Source organism: Paenibacillus brasilensis (genome assembly GCF_009363115.1).
Classification (GTDB): domain Bacteria; phylum Bacillota; class Bacilli; order Paenibacillales; family Paenibacillaceae; genus Paenibacillus; species Paenibacillus brasilensis.
Window position 1 is genome coordinate 992763 of record NZ_CP045298.1, and the last position, 22368, is coordinate 1015130.

General features: G+C 46.1%; 15 protein-coding genes, 1 tRNA gene and 1 riboswitch. Of the genes, 6 read left to right on the plus strand and 10 right to left on the minus strand.

The genetic code is table 11. The features are described 5' to 3' along the window. Positions 1-51 precede the first annotated feature (51 nt). Positions 52-987, minus strand: a complete 936-nt coding sequence (locus GCU48_RS04570) for a hypothetical protein (RefSeq protein WP_025717716.1) — start codon at positions 985-987, stop codon at positions 52-54. Between the two features lie 235 nt (positions 988-1222). Between GCU48_RS04570 and GCU48_RS04575 the strand changes: the two genes are divergently transcribed. Then, a tRNA-Arg gene (locus tag GCU48_RS04575) sits at positions 1223-1296 on the plus strand. A 201-nt stretch (positions 1297-1497) separates the two neighbouring features. Beyond that, the gene (locus tag GCU48_RS04580; RefSeq protein ID WP_025717717.1) at positions 1498-2256 is read left to right on the plus strand and encodes an exodeoxyribonuclease III; all 759 of its coding nucleotides are present in this window, start codon (positions 1498-1500) and stop codon (positions 2254-2256) included. Positions 2257-2348: 92 nt separating this feature from the next. On the opposite strand, the gene GCU48_RS04585 is transcribed toward GCU48_RS04580, so the two are convergent. The 4 genes from GCU48_RS04585 to GCU48_RS04600 all read right to left on the minus strand — a co-directional run bounded on the left by GCU48_RS04585 (position 2349) and on the right by GCU48_RS04600 (position 6832). Further along, the gene (locus tag GCU48_RS04585; protein ID WP_152379210.1) at positions 2349-3695 is read right to left on the minus strand and encodes a GH1 family beta-glucosidase; all 1347 of its coding nucleotides are present in this window, start codon (positions 3693-3695) and stop codon (positions 2349-2351) included. A 23-nt stretch (positions 3696-3718) separates the two neighbouring features. Beyond that, positions 3719-4537: a carbohydrate ABC transporter permease gene (locus tag GCU48_RS04590; protein ID WP_152379211.1), complete on the minus strand. Its 819-nt coding sequence runs from the start codon at positions 4535-4537 to the stop codon at positions 3719-3721. After that, positions 4537-5430: a carbohydrate ABC transporter permease gene (locus GCU48_RS04595; RefSeq protein WP_152379212.1), complete on the minus strand. Its 894-nt coding sequence runs from the start codon at positions 5428-5430 to the stop codon at positions 4537-4539. Before GCU48_RS04595 ends, GCU48_RS04590 begins: the two co-directional genes overlap by 1 nt. A 73-nt stretch (positions 5431-5503) precedes the next feature. Continuing rightward, entirely contained in the window at positions 5504-6832 is a 1329-nt protein-coding gene (locus GCU48_RS04600; protein WP_152379213.1) for an ABC transporter substrate-binding protein, read from the minus strand. A 296-nt stretch (positions 6833-7128) separates the two neighbouring features. Here GCU48_RS04600 and GCU48_RS04605 point away from each other — a divergent pair, with 296 nt between their 5' ends. After that, a complete protein-coding gene (locus tag GCU48_RS04605) occupies positions 7129-8169 on the plus strand; it encodes a LacI family DNA-binding transcriptional regulator (protein WP_152379214.1) in 1041 nt (346 codons plus the stop codon). Positions 8170-8268: 99 nt separating this feature from the next. Here GCU48_RS04605 and glpK read toward each other — a convergent pair whose 3' ends face one another. After that, the gene (gene glpK / locus GCU48_RS04610) at positions 8269-9762 is read right to left on the minus strand and encodes a glycerol kinase GlpK (RefSeq protein WP_152379215.1); all 1494 of its coding nucleotides are present in this window, start codon (positions 9760-9762) and stop codon (positions 8269-8271) included. A 31-nt stretch (positions 9763-9793) separates the two neighbouring features. After that, positions 9794-10615, minus strand: coding sequence for an MIP/aquaporin family protein (locus GCU48_RS04615; RefSeq protein WP_152379216.1), 822 nt, complete (start codon positions 10613-10615; stop codon positions 9794-9796). A gap of 344 nt (positions 10616-10959) precedes the next feature. Here GCU48_RS04615 and GCU48_RS04620 point away from each other — a divergent pair, with 344 nt between their 5' ends. Further along, a complete protein-coding gene (locus GCU48_RS04620; protein ID WP_152379217.1) occupies positions 10960-12438 on the plus strand; it encodes a PTS transporter subunit EIIC in 1479 nt (492 codons plus the stop codon). 235 nt (positions 12439-12673) lie between these two features. On the opposite strand, the gene GCU48_RS04625 is transcribed toward GCU48_RS04620, so the two are convergent. Then, positions 12674-14092 carry an alanine/glycine:cation symporter family protein gene (locus GCU48_RS04625; protein ID WP_208811950.1) on the minus strand — a complete coding sequence of 473 codons (1419 nt, stop codon included), beginning with the start codon at positions 14090-14092 and terminating at the stop codon, positions 12674-12676. 168 nt (positions 14093-14260) lie between these two features. Then, a riboswitch (glycine riboswitch) is annotated at positions 14261-14355 on the minus strand. A gap of 584 nt (positions 14356-14939) precedes the next feature. Here GCU48_RS04625 and GCU48_RS04630 point away from each other — a divergent pair. After that, on the plus strand, positions 14940-15455 hold the full coding sequence (locus tag GCU48_RS04630; RefSeq protein WP_152379218.1) for a thioredoxin family protein: 516 nt from the start codon (positions 14940-14942) through the stop codon (positions 15453-15455). A 197-nt stretch (positions 15456-15652) separates the two neighbouring features. On the opposite strand, the gene GCU48_RS04635 is transcribed toward GCU48_RS04630, so the two are convergent. After that, positions 15653-17011 (minus strand): sugar phosphate nucleotidyltransferase, encoded by a 1359-nt coding sequence (locus GCU48_RS04635; protein ID WP_152379219.1) that lies wholly within the window; start codon positions 17009-17011, stop codon positions 15653-15655. A 160-nt stretch (positions 17012-17171) separates the two neighbouring features. Here GCU48_RS04635 and GCU48_RS04640 point away from each other — a divergent pair, with 160 nt between their 5' ends. Then, positions 17172-17867, plus strand: a complete 696-nt coding sequence (locus tag GCU48_RS04640; protein ID WP_152379220.1) for a response regulator transcription factor — start codon at positions 17172-17174, stop codon at positions 17865-17867. 41 nt (positions 17868-17908) lie between these two features. Here the strand turns inward: GCU48_RS04640 and GCU48_RS04645 are convergent, their stop codons facing one another. After that, positions 17909-22336, minus strand: a complete 4428-nt coding sequence (locus GCU48_RS04645) for a polysaccharide biosynthesis protein (protein ID WP_152379221.1) — start codon at positions 22334-22336, stop codon at positions 17909-17911. Positions 22337-22368 lie beyond the last annotated feature (32 nt).

Sequence of the window (22368 nt, forward strand, 5' to 3'; positions counted from 1 at the left end):
CTTTTTCAAGAGCAGCCCTTTGAATGCTTTACAAGTAAACGTTTCCGGGCATTAAGGAGTATTCATTCCCGCAGCTACAAATAGCCGCATTGATCGATACGCCTGCTCAAAACGAAAGCGCAGCGCATCTGTAATGCCGTAAATAGCACGTGTTTCTTCCTCATTGTTGTGTCCACTCAAACTCTCCGAAACCGTCTGATGGAGAGCTGCCGCCCAAATATCCGGCATTCCGTCCTCCTCCACCAGCATCGATCTGTAATCATTCGTACCGTATACAGCCATTACAAACTGCGACCATAGCTCCTGCGCAAAATAAAACAGCGCAGGCTCATGTACCTCGGTCTGATCGGCTACCCGTTCCAAGATACGCATGATCTGTTCAGGAAAATCACCCGGCTGAAGCGGAACGGTCTCAATATCAATCTCCGCTTTTTCATCTCCCCGTCTGATTTCTATCGTCCCTTCCATTCCGCGTCGTCGCAGTGTTTGTAAAATACGGAATTGGAGGAGAGGATGGATTTCCCGCTCCTTTATCCAACGAAGCAAGGCAGCGTCAATTTCCGGTAAATCCAGATAGGACAACTGCTCAAGTGCTAAAATCGTCTGTTCGGATAAGGGTTCATCCATAGCCATCTGCAGCAGCTTATTGCCATACCCTGCATCCTGCTCTTGCTTAAAGCGTGCATGGCGACGAGCCAATTCCACTTCATCGACCTCGTCTTCTTCCACAGCGCTCGTTACTCCCCCACTGTCAGCATACTGTGGAAAGGCAGCTTCCAGCCATTGCAATAGAGCTTCCCATTCATCGTATTGTTTCTGCTCCTGTCCCTGACACTGCATTAAAAAACGCAGCATCGCCATCGCCTCTCCATAACGTTCGTTCTCAAGCATCACAGTAAGTTGAATTTGATAATAGTCCAGTGTCTTCGGAAACAATACAATATTATTTTCTTTTGTCGTCACCTTGGAGTCCTTTATTAAAGGCACCCCCTCTCCTCCGTAAGCTAAAGTATTTGTAGATTATATGAGAAACAGCAGCTTAAGTCCAACCACTCGTCTTCAACATATTCACCTGTATTCTAACATACCCTTTTATAAGGCAAAAAAAACTACACCTACTCTGAATTTATGCTGCACAAAGTCAAAAACAATCAAATAATATGAAAAAAAGACTTGAATCTTTCTTATCCATGTGATACATTAATATTCGCTTGAATTTTATGTCCCAGTAGCTCAGCTGGATAGAGCAACGGCCTTCTAAGCCGTCGGTCGGGGGTTCGAATCCCTCCTGGGACGTATGTACTGCAGAAGCTTCCTAATTTCCTAATTAGGAAGCTTTTTTTGTTGCAACAGTATGAGCATCTTCCTGGGGCACAGAATGTCATGGCCTGCGTATCGTTAGCCTAAACTTCGCAGTCTCCACCGGTAGAGAGTATCCCTTTTTAGATCCAAGTAACTATTTTAATGTAGAAGAGCTGAGTAATAAGGAGATCAACAATGAAATTAATATCCTGGAATGTTAATGGTTTAAGAGCCTGTGTGACCAAAGGATTTTATACTTATCTAAAAGAAACGAATGCTGATATTTTTTGCGTTCAGGAAACCAAGCTTCAAGAGGGCCAAATCCTCATGGAGAACATGGAGGAATACACACAGTATTGGAATTATGCCGAGAAAAAAGGATACTCCGGTACGGCTATCTTCACCAAAATCAAGCCGCTTTCCGTGCACTATGGACTTGAAGAAAATGAGGAGCCTGAGGGCAGAACCATTACTCTGGAATTCGAGAAATTTTATCTCGTTAATGTATATACTCCCAATACCAAACGAGATCTCTCACGGCTACCGTACAGACTGGAATGGGAGGACCGTTTTCGCAGCTATCTGCAACAGCTGGATGCATTGAAACCTGTCATTATTTGTGGTGATCTTAATGTGGCTCATCAGGAAATTGATTTGAAAAATGCAAAAGCCAACTACGGCAATGCCGGTTTTACGCCTGAGGAACGGGAGCGCCTGTCGCAGCTGCTCGACGCTGGATTTACAGACACCTTCAGATACTTTTATCCTGACCGGACGGATGTTTATTCCTGGTGGTCCTACATGCCGAAGGTGAGAGAACGGAACATCGGCTGGCGGATCGATTACTTTCTCGTCTCGGACAGACTTCGCCCGCTATTGATAGATGCAAGCATTGATTGCCATATTACGGGCAGTGACCACTGCCCTGTTATACTGGATATGCAAGATATTTAGCATAGTCCTCCTTACACAAGTCTTTATGCAGTCTTAAAAGCCGTCATGCTCTGTATTGCAGCATGACGGCTTAATTTATTACGAACATCTGTTTAAAACCCGTTATTCGCCATCACTTGCTTGAACCACAGCGCACTTTGTTTAGGTGTCCGTTCCTGTGTTTGGTAATTGATATGTACAATACCGAAGCGTTTGCTGTAGCCCCAAGCCCATTCAAAGTTATCAAAGAAAGACCAGACAAAATAGCCTTTGAGCTGCCCTCCCTCTGCGATGAAGCGATGACATGCCTTTAAATGCTCCTCAATGTAGCGCTGACGCCCGGTGTCCTCAATTTTCCCATGGCTCGGTTCATCCTTCATCGCTGCTCCGTTTTCCGTAATTAAAATGGGCAAACCCTTGGTAAAATCCTTTTCAATCCGGGTCAGCAGCTTATAAAAGGAGTCGGGATGAATCTCCCATCCCATATCCGTTACTGGTTCCTCGATGCGCACTTGTTCTGCCTGAAGCAACGAAGCGTCTGTAGTTGCTCGAATAACGCTGCGTGTATAGTAGTTGATGCCCACAAAATCCCCCGGCTGCTGGATCAGCTCCATATCACCAGGCTGTACAAAATCCATTCCATTCAGATGCGCTCCGTACCATTCCACCATATCCTCAGGATATTTCCCGTTAAACAACGGCTCGGCAAACCAACGATTAATAAATCCATCCCGCCGGACGGCAGCGGCTATATCCTCAGGGTGTTCAGTAGCTGCATCTACATGCTCCATGTTCAGCGTAATACCAATGTGACCCGTCAGCCCCTTTTCCTTGTGTAAATTCATGGCTATCCCGTGGCACATCAGAATATGATGGGCGGCAGTAAAGGCTTCCCTCCAGTTCTCATGGCCAGGGGCATGCTCTCCTGTACCATAGCCCAAAATAGAGGCACAGTACGGCTCATTTATCGTATTCCACCAGCTTATACGCTGTCCAAACCGATCCATGATTACAGACGCATACGTTATAAAATGCTGGATAATCCCGCGATTCGTCCATCCACCCTCGTCCTCGACCCATTGCGGAAGATCCCAATGATACAGCGTCAGCATCGGAATTAGCCCGGCCGCCTCAATCTCATCCAGCAGGCGCTCATAGAAAAGCAGGCCCTGTTCGTTAACCATGCCGGGTGCGGGAATAATACGCGGCCAGGCCACGGAAAAACGGTAATGTACAAAGCCCAGCTGCTTCATTAATTGCACATCTTCCTTAAAGCGGTGAAAATGGTCACAAGCTATTTCTCCGCAGTCACCGCCCATCACCTTCCCGGGTACTTGACAGAAGGTATCCCAAATGGAAGGTGTTCTTCCTTCCTCAGCTGCACCACCTTCGATTTGATAAGAAGAGGTCGAGGTTCCCCACATAAACGTGGCTGGAAATAAGAAGGCATTCTCACTCATACTCGGTACCATCCTTTCAGAAATCAAGACTTCACAGCTCCGGCCATTGCACCGCCGACAATAAAGCGCTGGAGGAAAATATACAAAATAACCAGCGGTAGTGTAACAATCAGAATACCGCAAGCGAGCAGCGGCCAGTTATTCATGTATTGTCCATAGAAAGAGAACAATCCCTTGGTCACCGGCTGATACGCGGGATCAGATAAATAAATGGTAGGACCTATAATATCGTTCCACGCCCCAATTGCTGTCAAAATGATACCTGTCGCCAGCACCGGTTTCATCAGCGGTACAAGAATCGTAAACAAATAGCGTGAATATCCGCACCCGTCCATTGCAGCCGCTTCATCCAGCTCTCGGGATACAGACTTGATGTATCCCACAAACATCAGAAAGGCAATGCCGGTACCCGTAGTTTTCAGCAAAATAAAACCAAGCTGCGTATTGTAAAGTCCCAGACTATTAATGAGAGCAAATTGCGGGATCAGCGGGTTCGGAAGATACATGGATATCAGGAAAAACACATAAAAAAAGGTGCTGAACTTAACATATCCCCGCGCCAGCGGGAAAGCCGCAAACACGGATATCACCAGCGTTAACAACGTAGATACTCCCGTATACAAAATACTGTTCCACATATACTGAGAGAAGTTCCCTTTTTCCCAAGCGCCCATGAAATTCTCAAAGCGCAGACTTTTGGCTATAGCTACAGGGTCAATCAGATACTCACTTTGAGTCTTCATTGATACATTAAAGAGGTAGAAAAGCGGGAATAAATATAACGAAAGCATGAGCAGTACGATGATATAGCTCAGTAGCTTTGTTCCTTTACTACTGCTCATTACATTTCCACCTCTCTTCTGCGCAAATAATACAGAGCAATCATCGACACTGTAAATACGAACAAGAACTGGATCATGGCTACTGCAGAAGCAAGGCCGTAATCCGACGTCCCCGTGCTGAAGGCTGTTGCATACACATCAAACGCAAGTGTCGTCGTGTTGAATTTACCACCTGTCAGCACATAAATAATGTCAAAGGTTTGCAAGGCTCCGATAATGGACAGCAGCATATTGACGGTGAAGGACGGCGCAATCATCGGAAAGGTAATATTTTTGAACGCTTTCCACCCGGAAGCGCCGTCCATATACCCTGCTTCATATAAATCGTTGGGAATGGATTGGAGTCCGGCCAAGAAAATAGTCATCGAGTAACCCATGTACATCCAGACTTGCACAAAAATAATCAGTTCAAATGCAATATTGTAATCGCCAAAGAAGTTGGAGCTGGTTCCAAAAAAGTTCATCAAGGCTTGTGCAGGACCGCCAAGCGGATTGGCAATCAGCTGCCAGATCAGGCCGGATACCGTTACTCCAAGCACGACAGGCAGGAAAAATACAGCGCGGTAAAACACATCACCTTTGAGCTTTTTATTAATAATGATGGCCATGAACAGTCCTACTGCATTTTGAATCACAACCACCGCTGTAGCAAAATATAAGGAACGACCCATGGAAGCAATCCGATCTCCTGAATCGGAGGAGGTAAAAAAGGTCATATAATTCTCAAATCCGACAAAATTCCATGTTTGTCCCGGAACTCCCGAAGCATTTGTAAAGGAAAACAATACGGTTACCATTGAAGGACCAAAGCCAAGAAGCAAATAGAGCAGCACCGGAATACTCAGCAAAAGATAGGGCATTAACCGGGCCGCGCCCTTTCCGAAAGGATACATGGGCCTCACACCTTTTTACATTATTATGAAGGCTTTACAGATGCCGATCTGAGCTCATGTAAAGCCCGTTGATTTATTTAGGGGCTGCTGCATCCCAGTCCGCCTGCGATTTTTGGGCAAGCTCCAAAGGCGTCTTTAACGGACCGGCAGGCGCGAGAAATTCCGCATGTACGCTGGAATCTTTAATGTACTGTCCAACATTTTTGCGATTGATAAACAACTGATCCCAAGAGAGCTTGAAGTTTTCCAGCGAAGGCTGGATTTCATTCACAAATTCACTACTTATCTTCACATCAGGCTGTGTTGGCAAAAATCCGGCAGCGTTCACGAAATCGGTGTAGTTTTGCTTTTCAGAGAGCATTTCAAGCCATTTGATCGCATAATCCTTGTTTGGCGACTTTTCCAATACCATCCATGTCATATCGTACTTGCCTGCAAGATTTTTATTTTTGGCGGGATCATTGCTGCCCGGAATTGGGAAATAACCAAATTTCAGCTCTGGATTGGCTGTCTGGATCGTAGTTGCATCCCAGGTGCCATCCGCAATCATAGCTACACGTCCTGTAGCAAACAAACTTGGCAAGGTTCCATAGTCAATCCCCATAAATCCACCGATGGCATTGTTCATCAAAATTTGTGTTTTTTCCAGCACCTCAAGCTGGGAAGGGTCTGTCAGCTTCGTCTTCCCGGTCCACAGCCCTTTGATATATTCCAGCTGATCATCATGAATAGAGGCTTGAAGCCCTTGGACAGCAAGGTTAATAGGCCATACATCCTTACCGCCGAAGCCAATCGGTTCCACACCGTTAGCCTTGAGTACCTTCATAACATTTACCAGCCCATCCCAAGTTGTGGGTACCGCAAGATTATATTTTTTAAAAATTTCCTTGTTGTAGAACAAACCTGTCAGCGCCACCTTACCCATATTTACTCCGTATACCTTGTCCTTATAGGTCATGGCATTTTTGACATCTGTAGGATTATAGTTTTTGATAAAGGCTTGATCCGACAGATCGGCTATTAGTCCTCCGTCAATCCATTGCTTCCACATTGGATCAGCTGCTCCCTTTGACCACTCCTGCGGAGCTCCTACGAAGCTGAATTTCAGAGGAATAATGTCTGCATCACCAGATGAACCAGCATTCATACGCGTTTGCATCAGTTGGTCATACGTTGAGTCAGCAGGTACCGTCGTATACTCCACCTGAACATCTGGATACTTCTCTTCAAACTTTTTATTAAATTCCTTTATATAGTTATTAATATTCTCCTGCTGCCAATGAATAATCTTCAAAGTGACCTTTTTATTCCCGTTCTGTACAGCATTGTTACCTTTACCGCAAGCAGCCAACACCACAATTAAAGCGGTTACAATAAGTAATAAAAAACTCTTTTTTAGCATTGCAGAATCCCCCCCACATAATCTTAGAATAAATGCATCTCCGTTTACGAAAGCAGTTTCGTTATTTACGTTTATTATTATGTAACGAATGACCTGTATTTGTAAATAGAGATTTATGAAATATCAAAAAAACATGAACCACTACTAAGTTAACCTTATTTTCCCAAAATATATAAAACTATAACTTAAATAGCAGTGTTGACTCTCCTCTATAAGGTAGCATAGAATACGAGTAATCATTAAAATTCAGAATACAAAGTCAATTCAACTAAACTGGTTTAGTCTCGGAGGATTTCATGAATATAAAAACAATAGCTAGTATGGCAGGCGTTTCGGTAGCAACCGTTTCAAAAATCATAAACAATTACACAGATATCAGTGAGGAAACCCGGCAGAGGGTGCTTAAAATAATGGAGGAAACAGGCTATAGACCCTCCTCCTCGGCTAAAACGCTGGCTACCAAAAAATCAAATTTGGTAGGCGTTATATTCGCTGGCAAACTGAATGTCGATTTTAGCCATCCTTTTTTTGTAGATATCATTAATGTCTTCAAAAAACAGATTGGCTTGCTCGGTTACGATCTGCTGTTTTTCTCAAATGAAAAATTTCTGGATAATGGAGAGGACTATTTGGCTCGTTCGAAATATTTTTCAGTGGACGGGTGTATTATTATTGCAGGAGATGAAGTGGAAAAGAGCGTTTTTGATCTCGATGCCAGCCCCATCCCCTGCATTGGTGTCGACATTGAATTAACCGGAGCCAGCTCCTGCTACATTATGTCCGACAATCAGAAAATCTCGATGAAGGTTGTTGAGCATTTTTACATGAATGGCTACCGCGATATGGGTTTTATAGGCATTGAACGCCCATCTCTGGTGATTAAAGAGCGAGAAGAAGCCTTTATCACTTCACTAAAACGGTTTAGTCTTGATGTCAGACCCGAATGGATCTTGTATGCCAAGGACTATGCGGCAGAAGATGGATACCAGATAGCAAAGGCGTGGATACAGCAAGGAGATTTACCAAAAGCTATTTTCGCGGCTACTGACCTACTTGCTTTTGGTGCCATCCGGGCTTTCAAGGAAAGCGGCTTGAGGGTGCCCGAGGATATTGCTGTGGTGGGATGTGATGATATAGAGGCCTGTCGTTATACCGATCCTCCACTGACCACTGTAAAACAAGACAAACAAAAAATAGGCCGCCTGGCCGCTATGGTGCTGTTTGACCTGATGAATAAGCAAATGGAGACGAAATGTATTAAAGTAGAACCCGAGCTGGTCATTCGCAGCTCCTGCGGAGCCCGGCAAAATTGGAACCATACGATGGTTAAGGGCTAGTATACACCTTAACCCCCAGACATAATTGTGCCCCGCAAGATGGACACTTTTTCTCAAAGTATCTATCTTGCGGGGCATTTTGTATTTTAGTCGGATAAGCTATTTGTAGGCCATCGCCGCGCTCACGGCCTTTTTCCAGCCTTCATACAGGCTGGCTCGCGTTGTCTCATCCATAGTAGGAACAAATGAACGCTCTGCCCTTACACGCTTGCGAAGTTCATCCATACTCTTCCAGTACCCAATAGCCAAACCTGCCAGACATGCGGCACCCAGTGCCGTCGTCTCATGAATAACAGGCCGCTCCACCGTAGCATCCAAAATATCACTTTGGAATTGCATCAGAAAATTGTTCAGCACAGCTCCTCCATCCACCCGCAGCACTTTAACTGAAATACCGGAATCAATCTCCATTGCTGTAAGCACATCCTTGGTCTGATAAGCAAGCGACTCCAATGTAGCACGGATAAAATGCTCCTTTGTAGTTCCACGTGTCAGCCCAAACATCGCTCCACGCACCTCGCTATCCCAGTAAGGACTGCCCAGTCCGACAAAAGCAGGTACAAGATACACCCCTTCTGTAGATGATACACGGGCCGCATAGGGCTCACTATCCTTCGCTTCCCGAAACATGCGCAGACCGTCGCGCAGCCACTGGATCGCAGAGCCTGCTACAAATACGCTCCCCTCCAGCGCATACTGCACCTTGCCTTCCTCCAGCCCCCATGCGATGGTCGTAATGAGACCATGCTTGGATTCCACAGGCTGATCCCCCGTATTCATCAGCATAAAGCAGCCAGTGCCGTAAGTGTTTTTGATCATCCCTTTTTCGTAACAAGCCTGGCCGAACAAGGCTGCCTGCTGGTCACCCGCTGCACCGGCAATCGGTATATTCTGACCAAAGAAATGATAATCCACCGTGTGCGCATATACCTCAGAGGAAGGTCTCACCTCTGGCAGCATGATTTTGGGCACACCGAGAATGTCGAGCAGCTCTTCGTCCCACTTTAGCTCATAAATGTTGTACATCAGCGTCCGAGCTGCATTGGAGTAGTCCGTCACATGTGCCGTTCCACCGGAAAGCTTCCAGATCAGCCACGAATCAATCGTGCCGAATAACAAGTCGCCCCGCTCCGCCTTTTCCCTCGCACCCTCCACATGGTCCAGTATCCACTTCACTTTGGTACCGGAAAAATACGGATCGATCAATAGCCCCGTTTTGCTGTGAAACAGCTCCTCATGTCCTTGCTGCTTCAATTCCTCACAGATGTCCGAGGTTTGGCGCGACTGCCATACGAGCACGTTGTACACAGGCAATCCCGTATTTTTATCCCACACGGCTACCGATTCTCGCTGATTGGTAATACCGATGGCGGCAATTTGGTTTGCTTTTACACCGGATTCGGAAAGACAGGAGGCAATGACTCCCAGAATGGAGCTCCAGATTTCATTTGCATTCTGCTCTACCCAGCCGGGTTTGGGAAAATATTGTGGAAATTCCCGTTGAGCCGAGTACACCACATCCCCTTCGCGATTGAACAAAATCGCTCTTGAGCTTGTCGTTCCTTGGTCCAGTGACAAAATATATTTTCCCATTGTTCATCTCTCCCCTGTAAATCTATTGATTTTATACTGTAAGCTTGTTGACTTTATGGCTTTTGTAAGTACGACTGAAACGGAAGGTAACCAGCAGCACAATCACAATGATGCCTAACATAATCCAGAAAGCCGGACTTAGATATCCTTTAAACACTGCCTGGTAAAACAGCCCTCCGAAGGAGCCTCCCAACAGCGGTCCTACCATTGGTACCCAGGCGTATTTCCAATTGGATGCTCCCTTGCCGGGAATCGGTAGTAAATAATGTACAAGCCGCGGGCCAAAATCCCTCGCCGGATTAATCGCATAACCCGTCGTTCCGCCAAGCGATAAACCAATACTCACTACCAGAAAACCCACAATTAGCGGCTTCAGGCCCTCTGTAAATGAATTGGCACCAAGCGCCTGCAAAGCAAGAACAAAAATGAAAGTACCTATCAGTTCACTCAGCACGTTGGCGAATGGATGATCCACAGCCGGCCCTGTGGCAAATACACTGAGTTTGGTTGCTGCGTCCTCTGTCTCTTTCCAATGGGGCCAATAATGTAAAACCACAACCACAGCACCCGCCATGGCACCAAGAATCTGAGCCACAATATACCCGAGAACGTCTTGCCATGGAAAGACACCCTGAAATGCCAACGCCAGTGTCACTGCCGGATTCAAATGCGCTCCGCTGATTTGACCTACCGCGTACACTGCAATAGCAACCGCGAGTCCCCACCCCATTCCGATGACAATCCAGCCGGAAGCGTGGGCAAATGATTTTTTCAGGGATACCCCTGCGCACACTCCGCCACCCAGGACAATCAGAATCATCGTCCCTATAAATTCGGCTACGTATGGCGACATATAACCTACCTCCTCAATAGACCACCCAATTTTAATCGCTTTCATCGCGCACAACAAAAAAAGAAAAGCCATCACAAACCGCTCCCGTGCTTTAGCATAGGATGTCTGCGTGGCTCTCTTGTCTCCGTCACGATTATTAACTTAAATTTGATATTATATAAGGATGTAAGCGATGTCAACTACGAATTTACGCTGTTCTATGGTTCAAAATAATCGTTGACCATGTCAGATGCTCCACTTTATGATGTAAAAAAATGGGTAGCATAGCGGTTCTTTTTTGTTGTCGGCACATATTTCAGAGAGAACATGTTGTTCCCAAACTGAATGATGAAGGGAAGAAGGTTATGCTGAAATTATTGCAAAAAATCGGAAAGTCGTTAATGCTTCCGGTAGCAACGCTACCCGCGGCGGGAATTTTGCAGGGGCTGGCTCTGATCAACTATGAGACGGATATTCCGCTTGGCTCTGTGGTAGGTGGCTTTTTGAATCATTATGTCACTCCTTTTTTGAACGAAGGCGCCGGGGCCATTTTCGGCAACCTGGCATTAATCTTTGCCATCGGTGTTGCGATCGGTCTGGCAGGGGATGCTGTAGCCGCACTATCTGCAGTCATCGCCTATATGGTGCTGACCCGTATTTTGGCGGCAGTACCGGGCATTTTCGCGTATATCCCCGATGACGTTAAGCTGGATATGGGGGTGCTCGGCGGCATTTTTATCGGTGGCTGGTCCGCTTATCTGTTCAAAAAGTACCATAACATCCAGCTTCCGGATTGGCTCGGCTTCTTCTCCGGCAAACGTTTCGTCCCCATGATTACCGCCTTCACCACCATGATTTTAGCTGTTCTGCTCGGTATGATCTGGAGCCCGATACAAGATGCGATTGCGACCTTCGGCAACTGGATCGTTGGCTTCGGCGGAATAGGGTCGATGGTGTTCATGATTGCCAATCGACTGCTGATCCCGCTCGGTCTGCATCATGTACTAAACTCAATCGCGTGGTTTCAGATTGGTAACTATACGAATGCAGCTGGCGAGGTTGTTCATGGTGACCTGACCCGTTTCTTTGCAAGCGATAAATCAGCTGGCCTATTCATGTCCGGCTTCTTCCCTATTATGATGTTTGCTCTCCCGGCAGCCGCTCTCGCATTCATCCATACGGCCAAACCTGAAAAGCGTAAAGCGGTCGCTTCTATTTTCATTGGATCTGCGCTCGCATCTTTTTTGACCGGAATTACCGAGCCCCTTGAATTTTCCTTTATGTTCGTTGCACCGTTGCTTTATGGCATCCATGCGCTGCTTACAGGTCTGAGTGGCCTGATCATGTACCTGCTGGATGTCAAGCTCGGCTTTTCTTTTTCAGCAGGACTCATCGACTATTTGGTCAACATGAAGCTATCCACCCACCCGCTGCGAATGATTGCAGTCGGTCTAGCTTTTGCCGTCGTATATTATTTCCTGTTCCGGTTTATCATTATCAAATTCAATCTCAAAACCCCTGGACGTGAAGACGACGTAGAAAACAGCCTCCTTTCGGATACAAACCAATCCATATCCATTGAAAAGCCAGAAGTCCTATCTGACGGCCAAGCGAACGATGCAGGGAAGATACTGGCCCAGCTTGGCGGTTCAGACAATATCCAAAGCATTGATGCATGTATTACACGACTACGGCTGACAGTCAAAGACGACCATGCTATAAACGACCAAGCCCTCAAGCAGCTTGGAGCGTCGGGAATCATCAGGCTTGGCAACGGTGTAGTGCAGGTTATTTTCGGTACTCGGTCGGAAATTCTGAAAGATGAAATACAGCGCCTAATATGACAATTCTGACGATGAACCAGATTGCGTGATCTTGATATTAAAGACACACACGTGCTTTTTTTGGGTGGGTGAATGATGCTATGCCAGTTTATTTCCGACCTTGCCGCCGGGCAGTTAAGAATCGAATTTACTTGAATCCATGAACCACAAGTTTTGATGATACTATCAAAAAGGAGTGTCCTATAAGCCTGTGATGGCTGAAGGCACTCCCTTTATAGTTTACGGCTTTCAATTATTATGAATTGGCCGCCTGTCCTTTTTCTTCTACCTGGATAGTCGCACCAACACTGGCACCTGCAAAAATACCCTTTTTCTTATTAGGATAGAGGGAGTCCATATAGGTTCGGGTTTCTGCAACGACAATGCCCGACAAGCCGAGCAGTGCAATCAGATTCGGAAAGGCCATCATCGCGTTAAAGATATCTGCCAGCAGCCAGATGGCATCCAGCTTGATGAACGCGCCTCCGGCAACCAGTGCGATGAACAGATATCGGTATGGCTTAATCCATTTGACGCCAAGCAAATATTCAACACAGCGTTCCCCGTAGTAATTCCAGCCAAGCATGGTCGTGAACGCGAACATAATCAGAATGATCGTAAGCAATTCTGCACCCAGCGGAAATGCGCTGGAAAATGCCTGCTGAGTCATCAGACCCGCATCGGTAGGACCGCTCCACACACCACTAACCAGTAGCGTCAGCCCGGTCATCAGACAGATAACCATGGTGTCAATAAACACACCTGTCATGGAGATCAGCCCTTGCTCCGCAGGCCATTTGGTTTTGGCAGCTGCGGCTGCAATCGGCGCGCTTCCCAGACCCGCCTCATTGGCAAAAATACCTCTGGCTACCCCACTGCGCATCGCCAGCATAATCGTGGCCCCGGCAAATCCCCCCGTCGCAGACGTGGTCGAAAATGCGGAGTGCAGCACAAGCGCGATTGCGGCGGGAAGCTGGTCAGCAAACCGAATCAGTACGATGATACAAATCAGCACGTACAGGCCCGTTTTAAAGGGAACGACCTTGGTCGATACCTTGGCAATGCTTTTGAGCCCTCCAATCGTAACCAGTGCTGTAAGGGTGGCAATAATCAGCGCTGTTGCAATTGGCGGAACGCCAAAGCTGTTTTCGGTCGAGGATACAATGGCTTTGACCTGTGGAAACGTTCCAATGCCGAATAACGCCACCAGCATACCCGAAAAGGCAAACAGCATCGCCAGCGGTTTAAAGCGGCGTCCCAGACCATTTTCAATATAATACATCGGGCCACCGGAAAATTGTCCATTCCGATCCTTCACCCGGTACTTTACCGCAAGTACACCTTCCGCATATTTCGTCGCCATCCCAAAAAAGGCTGCAACGAGCATCCAGAACAAAGCACCTGGCCCACCCAGCTTAATAGCTGTCGCTACGCCGACAATACTTCCTGTGCCAACTGTAGCCGCAAGCGCTGTGCTCAGGGCCGCAAAGCTGCTTACATCCCCGCTGCCTTCATTGGGGGCCTTGCCAATCAGCTTGATCGCCAAAGGCAGGCGAAATACCTGCAGCAATTTTAAACGTATGGTCAGCCACAACCCCGTTCCCATCACGAGAATAATGAGAGGCGCCCCCCATATCCAACTGCTAATCGTTTCTAACACATGTACCAAATTCATCTCAACCCGCTCCTCCAGCATATTAAAAAACAAAAAAGAGTCAAATCCGCTGATTCGACTCCTGGAGAGGTTAAAGGCACGAAAAAATAAAACCCTTTTGTGCAGGTTCTGGGCCACTACATAGCTTAAAATAGCTATAAAAAAGTAGGGCACTCCCTGTCACAGGTTATTCGCGTCTCTGTCCTTTTGCCTGAGAGTTTAAGCAGATGTTCTCTGCGGTGCACCTTCGGCGCCCAATTAAGGGTCTCTCCAGAGTTCTGTCCGTTTACGGTCCCGCTTGCTGTAATCAGCCAAGCACCTGAGAGTTTTGCCCCTTCGGTCGGAACTTTCGTTCCATCTCCCGCAAACATCAACCAGACATATGAAATTGTTTTTTATTATACAGAAAACTTTCAGCTTATTACAAGTGAAAAATTTGTGAAGCCCTCTGAGATATATTATTGTAACTTCCTTTCCTGATGGTGAGTTTAGGATCAATATGAAGGATACATGCTGGCGCTAAAGCATCTCGCTGGACTTCTTTTAGACATTAGAAAAACTCCCATCATTGTAGCAGTAGAAGTTTTTGTTTTTTCTACTGTTTACTATGATGGGAGCATATCACAACGGCTACGCCGATTATTGTAACGAATTCTGCTCAATATCTCGATGTGCTGAGCACAATGGAAACAGAAGTGAAGCGCGAGGATTACTTATTGACTGTGGTTGTCTAACGTTTAGCTTTAGGACAAAAGAAGTTTTCCATAGGGAAAGTTTCTTTTTTTGTACATCATGAGACAAGTATTACAGCTAAAAATGGAAATATCACTTATTGTAAGTGTGAGATTGTAAAAAAAGGAGGATTTCTGTGAAAAAATCATATATCGCCGGGCTAAGTGTCATTGTTCTGCTTCTCATTGCTATCGCTATTTCAGCTGTAGTGAAATTTCAGGACCTGGAGCAGGTTGTTCAGCAGAAAGACAAAGAAATTCAAGCGAGTAAAAGCAATTACCCCGAAATATATGACCACTTGAATGCGGTTACATTTGATGGCTTTAAAAGCTTGATTCAGCAGGATCAAAGTGTGTTTGTCTACGTCGGCAGACCTAGCTGTGGTGACTGCAACCGTTTTGAGCCTAAGTTTAACAAGATGGTTGAACAGTATCATTTGGGCTCCAAAATTACATTTTTTAATGTTCATAAAATTCATGAAGACAAGCCCCAATGGAATAAATTCAAAGCGGATTACAATGTAAAATACACCCCCACGATTGCAGAATTCAAACAGGGCAAGCTGATTGATAAAATAGAATGGACGCCTGAAAGAGACCTCAGTACGGATGCCGTCAAAGAGTGGCTGATTTCTAAGAAACTTATCTTATAAGCCTTGTGCTTCGCTAAGCATTACGGTATACAAACAAGCTGTTCATGCGAAAAAAAGGTATTCATGCGCCCAAAGCATGAATACCTTTTTTTTGGAAAACATACAAGTATCCACTCAATAAAAATAGGTCTTCCCCCTGTTTTACTACCTTCTCATTACCTGAACATTTACCCCCGAGTCCCTTATATTGTAAGAAATCATAGGGCATGAGTGTCCATCGGATCGGGAAACTCGTATCGACTAATATCCGTTTCAGATACGATATGTCCGATTTGTGACTCGATGAATTCCAAATCTCCCTCTATTGCCCCTATAAAATGCTTTGCACCAGGCTCCACGACGATAACCTCACCGGGGCTGACCGTCTGTGTCACGCCATTGATACATACGCTCCCCATTCCTGAGACGATGGTCCAAACTTCTTTTCGGAAATGATGTTCATGATAGCTGATAAATCTCCCAGCCGAAATGACGACTCGTTTGGTCACTGTCTGCAGTCCACTTGCCGCCTGTTGATGAGATAATACAGTTTGCTTTCCCCAGAAGCGCTCTTCAAAACGCGGACCGATTTCAATTTCTGCCACCATATCCTTAATGCCTGTAGAAGATTGTCGATCTGTAACCAGTACGCCATCCGGCCCGGCAACAACGATAATGTCTGGAACATTCCAGATGCTGACCGGAATCTCCAATTCATTGATAATATGCGATTCATGTGAAGCTTCCGAAATATAGCCAGGCCCGCTCAGCTCTGAGCTCATCTCCCGTACCAACGAATCCCAGGTGCCCAAATCCCTCCACTCTCCATGGTATGGAAGCACAGAGAGCTTACGTGTCTGCTCTACTACTGCAATATCGAAGCTCGTTTTGGGCAAGTCTGCATAATTTGTCGAAAGAGATTCATAGTCTGCTGGCAACCCCTTTTGCTCCAGTATATCCAACAAAAAACCAAGTCTGAAAGCAAACACCCCGCAATTCCATAAGGCCCCTTCACGGATCAACGCTTCCGAACGAATGAGATCCGGCTTTTCTACAAATGAGCTAACTCTATAAAATGGCTGGTCAAGCGCAGGAGATGACGAAGGTACAATATACCCGTATTTATCTGAAGGCTCGGTCGGAGCCGCTCCCATCAGTGCGATATCACTACCCGACTGCTCTAAAACAGCAGGAAGTCTGCGCAGATGCTCAAAAAATTCATCTCCCGCATATCCGTCCACTGGCATGATCCCTACGATCTCGTCGCGTGAGGCACCTGCAACGTTATGCAAGTAGGCCGTAGCCAGTGAAATGGCTGGAAAGGTATCGCGCTGAGCGGGTTCCTCTATAACCACAGCATCTCCGCCAATTTGACCCCGGATCAGCTCAGCCTGAGCCCCGCTCGTTGAAAAATAGGCCTCATCAGCCAAATTCGCTTCATCTAATTGTCGCCATACCCGTTGCAGCATGCTTTCAGGCCGCTCGTCATGGCGCAGAATGGAAAGAAACTGCTTGGGACGGTTCACATTGGATAAGGGCCAAAGGCGCTTACCTGAACCTCCGGATAATAAAATCATTCGCAAAGATGCCACCTTCTTTCTCTAAATTAAAATTTTTTCTTCTAATTAGGACTGTTTGTTTTTCGTGTTTCTGCCGAATACATAAGTATGTATTATCGTGGCAAATACATGATTATGCAATGTTATTGTATCTTTGTCTATACAGGAGATGTCAGTTATGCCCATAAAAATACTTATTATTGAAGATCAAGAAAGTTTGGCAGATATGATTGCTCTTCACCTTCAGGAGGAAGGTTATCATACCGAGCTTATCTATGATTGTAAACTTTCCATTCCTACACTTATGCGTTTTAAGCCGGATGTTATTGTGACCGATCTGATGTTTGGCGGTAGAGTTGAATGCGCACTGATCGGTCAGATCCGTCAATTTACAACGGTTCCTATGCTAGTAATCTCTAATAACACCTTGCTGAATATAAGAATAAAAGCTCTGGAGGACGGCGCGGATGACTTTTTATGCAAGCCCTTCAGTCTAAGAGAGTTAAATGCACGCATCAAAGCCTTACTGCGTCGCAGCGGCAGCAATATGCTTACCGAATCGCAAACGGTAATCCAAAAGATTAAAAAGGTAAGGGTTTGGGTAAATGATTACCGTCATAGCCTGTTAGTCGATGACCAAGAAATTGAAGTTACTCAAATCGAATTTTCCATTATAAAAGAGATGTCCTCCAATCCAGGGAAAGTCTTTACCCGCAGCGAGCTGATGGATCGGATCAAAGGTGGTGATGGCGCTTATCTGGATCGTACCATCGACGTACATATTTCCAGCCTTCGCAAAAAAATAGAACGTGACCCTAAAAATCCTCAGCATATCCGCACAGTCTGGGGCAGAGGCTACAAATACGAAATTTAGCCGTATCATGCAACCCAGTCCCCACCTGAGCAGCTTGCTTCTTATGGAAGCTTTCGCTTTTTCCATCGCCGATAAGGAAGAAAACAAGCTGCTCCACCGAGTATCCCGATGAAGAACAGTACCCACCCGAAACGATAAGCCGAAGCCAAAATAACGACAACCTTTCCGTTTCCGTTGCCACTGGTAATGAATCCGGTAGTCACGCCGTTCACAGACAGACGGGCACGCTGATGTTCGCTTCCCAGCCTAAACTCCCAAAGCGGGTTGGGTGACTCGGTCTCCCGGATCAGCACCTCCTGATGCGTCGGGTTATATAGCGTAAAGCTGCGTTCCATGGAGTTTTCACGAGTAGCCTGAATACTTTCTGAAGCATGTGGCGCAACAAAAAAGGTTTCCATATCCGTTCCCTCAAACAACATAAATTGATCCACTGTAATCATTGCTCGATAAGGGATGATGGAGTAGTTCTTCATTTGAAACAAGCCTGACTGCTTCTTATTCGCATGTGCCAAAATCTGAAACTGCATAAAGGCGGTCTCTGCCGGAGCCTTCACAATCTGATCATAATGATTCCATTGCTCCTTATCCCTCTCCTCCACCTCGTCAATATAGGAGGTTTGGAGAATTTGGGAGGCTTTATTCAAAAAAATGACCTTCATATGCCGACTTCCAATTTGCTCTGACCGCGCATCCAACTGCACGGCATACTCTTGTAGTGGCTCAGCCTTCATTTTCCGGGACGCATAAATATTCCAGTCACAGGAATAGCTTGGTGCATAACGTATGGATAGCCCCTTGGCTGACAAAGCCAGATTCGTCTGTCCAGGCCGAATATCCGCCACACAGCCTACATCGGTACTTAAGGATTCCGTCGTATCCTCCTCAGGTATCATGGTCACTTCCTGCCCAGCCATCCGATGAATATCATTAAAGCTGCTCAAAGACGGAACCTGACTGTCCAGCACAAGTGTTAAGCGGTACTTCCCCTTGGGTAAGAATAGATTCCTAAATTCTACTCGTCCGTATTCGTTCAGCAGACCGGGGACATGAATGATTTGTTTGGGGAAACCATCCTGATTGGGCACCGTCTCAATAACCTGATTTTCGAATGAAGAGATGGTGGGCAATCGCTTATACGCCTCACCTGTACGAATCGTTCGTGTCAGCACCTCTCCTGTCTCTTGGTTCGTCCATTTCATCGTCAGCGCCCCATGATACCCGGAGGGTAAATCAGCCAGAATAGCTGTGGAGTAAGTGCCTGTTTTGGCGACTTCTACATTCCTGCTTAATGAACCTTTCTGAAAACTGATACCCCGCCCCATACTGAGTCGTGGTAGAGCGCGTTCTGTCTGCACATTCCCTTCGACATTAAAATCGTTCTCTGCCTCCAAGGTGAAAAAGAGCTTGCCCCGCTTCAACGCCTGCTCTATCGGAAAAGATAGCTTATCCAGCTGATCTGTGGGTATAATCGCAAATTGATTGACCGCATTAAAGCCTTGCAGGTTAGTAACCGTGATCGGGGTATCCCCTTTGGGGAAGGCATGCTCTCCCAGATCAACCCATTGGAATTGGTTCAAGCCCTCATCCTCTGTTTTAATGTTAGCCACTCCGTCCGGCAGTGTGACTTGCAATTTTCCGCCTGCCTTATTCATAAACACTCTGGCATACACATGCGAGGCTTGCGGTTGATTCAGCTTTTTATGCATTGTAAATGAGTTGGGCTTGCTGTATTTGCCCAAATCACGTAGCTGGATATCATGAATCCACCAGTAATTTTTTTGCTGCGGACGTTGCAGGGTTAGCAAATCCATTCGCATCCAATAGCTGCCGGGTGGCGACACATATTCCCCGTAAAATTTTACACCGTCAAAATTATATCCCTCTGAAGGCGCCACGACATAGCTAACCCCCAGCTCACGCATTTGCTTATCGTAAAACCGCATTTTTACATGCATTTTGTTCGTCCCGCGGCCGGAAACAGTGATTTGGAACTGATACGGATTATTTTCCTTGGCTTCCAGCAACCCGGATTTGGCGACCTGCCATATATTGCTCGGATCTCCCTTCATAATCTCACCGTGCAGTGTCGGTACATCATTCAATTCCTCACGGGGATTAGCCTGCACACTGAATAACTGCGGATTATCCGGCTTGAAAAAGGTTTCGGTCTTCAGCATAGAGTCAAAATCCACGACCGTGTTCCCCTCGATGCTGCTCATCTGATAAGGAGCCACATCCAGCTTTTTACTGGCAAAGGTGACCGCAATCCCTGCATCCATTTCCATATCGAACGGAAAGTTTCGTATCCCTTGGGAGGATAAATACCACAGCCAGTCGTTGGTCGAGGCAAAGGTTTTGGACCATTTCAAAAAAGCATTGCCATCCTCAATCGCATCAAAAGGCCGCAAGTAATCCTCTGCCGGAAGCTGAGACAACAGCAAATCATTAAAGGAGGCCGCTTCTACATAATCCCCTTTGTTGACTGTCTGAATGGTGTTTAGCTCTGGCTTTAACGCACTGAATAATACCCCGAAGCGACTAAAATCAAAGCCAGGCAGATGACTGTAGCTCTCCAATCGGCTAAACCCGTAAGGTGTCACAATTTTACTCGCCAGGATGTTCATATAGGGCGGTGCCTGATCCAGATTAAATATGGAAAAGATCCCGTTTTTATAGGTGCGTTTCAGCCCTGTCTGACCTTCCAGCTGAGACAGATGAAAATCCTGACGCTTCTCCTGCCCCACATATTCATCATGGTAGACCAACTGGTTAACCCCAAAGGTAGAGAACAGCCAGCCTAACCGGGAGCTCAGCCCATTGTCCATGACATACTGCAGAAAATTGATATAGTATGTAATCCCGGGATCATTTCCCTCATGATGGAAGATGGTGTTTTTAGGAGAAGAGTACACCTGGAAATCTCCGGTCGCCTTCTCGTTTGCAGTCTTCCCTTTATTCCATTTGGGCGTGGCTACTCCGTTATAGCTTTGAATCATATTATCGGCAATCGGAAAATACAATGCCTTACTGTCAAAACGATCCGGGTCGGTCAGCTTTTCAGCCATTTGGCTATAATCCTTTGGCACTTGCACCGGCTTGTAATACCCCTCAATGAACTGGGTTCGCAGGGGAGCAAAATATACCCCCAGACACAAGACGACGATAACCATCGCCAGCTTTTTATACACACGCTGCAACGGAGATGAACCGAACCATTCCATAAACTGAATCACGCCAAAGGTCAGCAGCACCCCAAAGTTAAGAGCGATTAGACCAATAAATTTGTTGGGGTCACGGAAAACCGAACCAATCACAGGCGTTTTCGTAACCAAAATGACGAACCATTGGGCAATGGATGGGAACGTCGTCCCGGTAGCTGCGACCAGAAACAGCACCGTAAGCAATGAAAAAATCAAAATGATCGGATTTTTATGTGAACGAGTCACCATCGCATAACCGATCAATAGCAGCAAAAATCCCCCTCCGACATAAAATAGGGCAGGCAGTGAGGAAAAGGAAAACATAGGCCACCAATAGCTCAATAAATAACCCACATTATCTAAACTGCTGTTACGGCTGAACAGAGACAACGTATCCACGACGTTGATATTGTGCTGAGACGCTTGAGCGTCCATCAGCATGCTACCGACATACAGGGACAGCCAATAAAAGCTGAGTAGTCCAAAAAATACGCCAAAAATAATCCCTTTACGCAAAAAATTGCCGTATAACGGCTGTAAATAGGTGCGTCCGGCCTTACGGTGGGTCCAGGTCAGCTTGATCAACAGCAGCATGGTGAACAAGCCCAAATAAATCATGCCGAAGAAAAAATAATGAATGGCCGCAGCACTAACGGTGAATACCGCAGCCAACAGGAACAGGTCGATCCAGTTCCGCTGATACAGCTTGTGGGGATGATAGTTTTTAATTTGTTGAATTTGAAATTTGGGATCAACTGCACTGAAAAAGAATCTCAGCATTAGCGGAAACAAGCTATATCCACAGAGCAGATAAATATGCTGGATGCGGAAAATAACCCACGGATTCAGTGCATAAAACAACGAGCCGACCATAATGGCAAAAATACGGGTTTTTGTAAATCTCGGTGAATAATACACACTGACCAGCCGCTTGGCAAAGGCATACATCGAGAACGCCGAAGTAAATAACAGACCCGTGATAAAAGATTTCAGCAAGACCGGCCCGCTCTCGTCAAATAACAGTGAAAGTCCATAGAAGGGCAAAATATACAGGATACGTGGAGCATTGAACAAGGTCGAGGTAGACCATCGTTCGTTCCATACCCCCGTTATTTCCTCCAGATACCGATGAGAGGTGGCTCCAAAGGCAATGTCACTAAACACAATTTGCCCTGGTCCATAGATGGGAGCAAGATATGCAACAATGGCAATCAGCATCAACATCATTGCCGCCATATCATAGCGATAGCGAAATATCCATTTTTTCATGCTCAGCCCCCTCTCTTGAACTTCTCGTTATC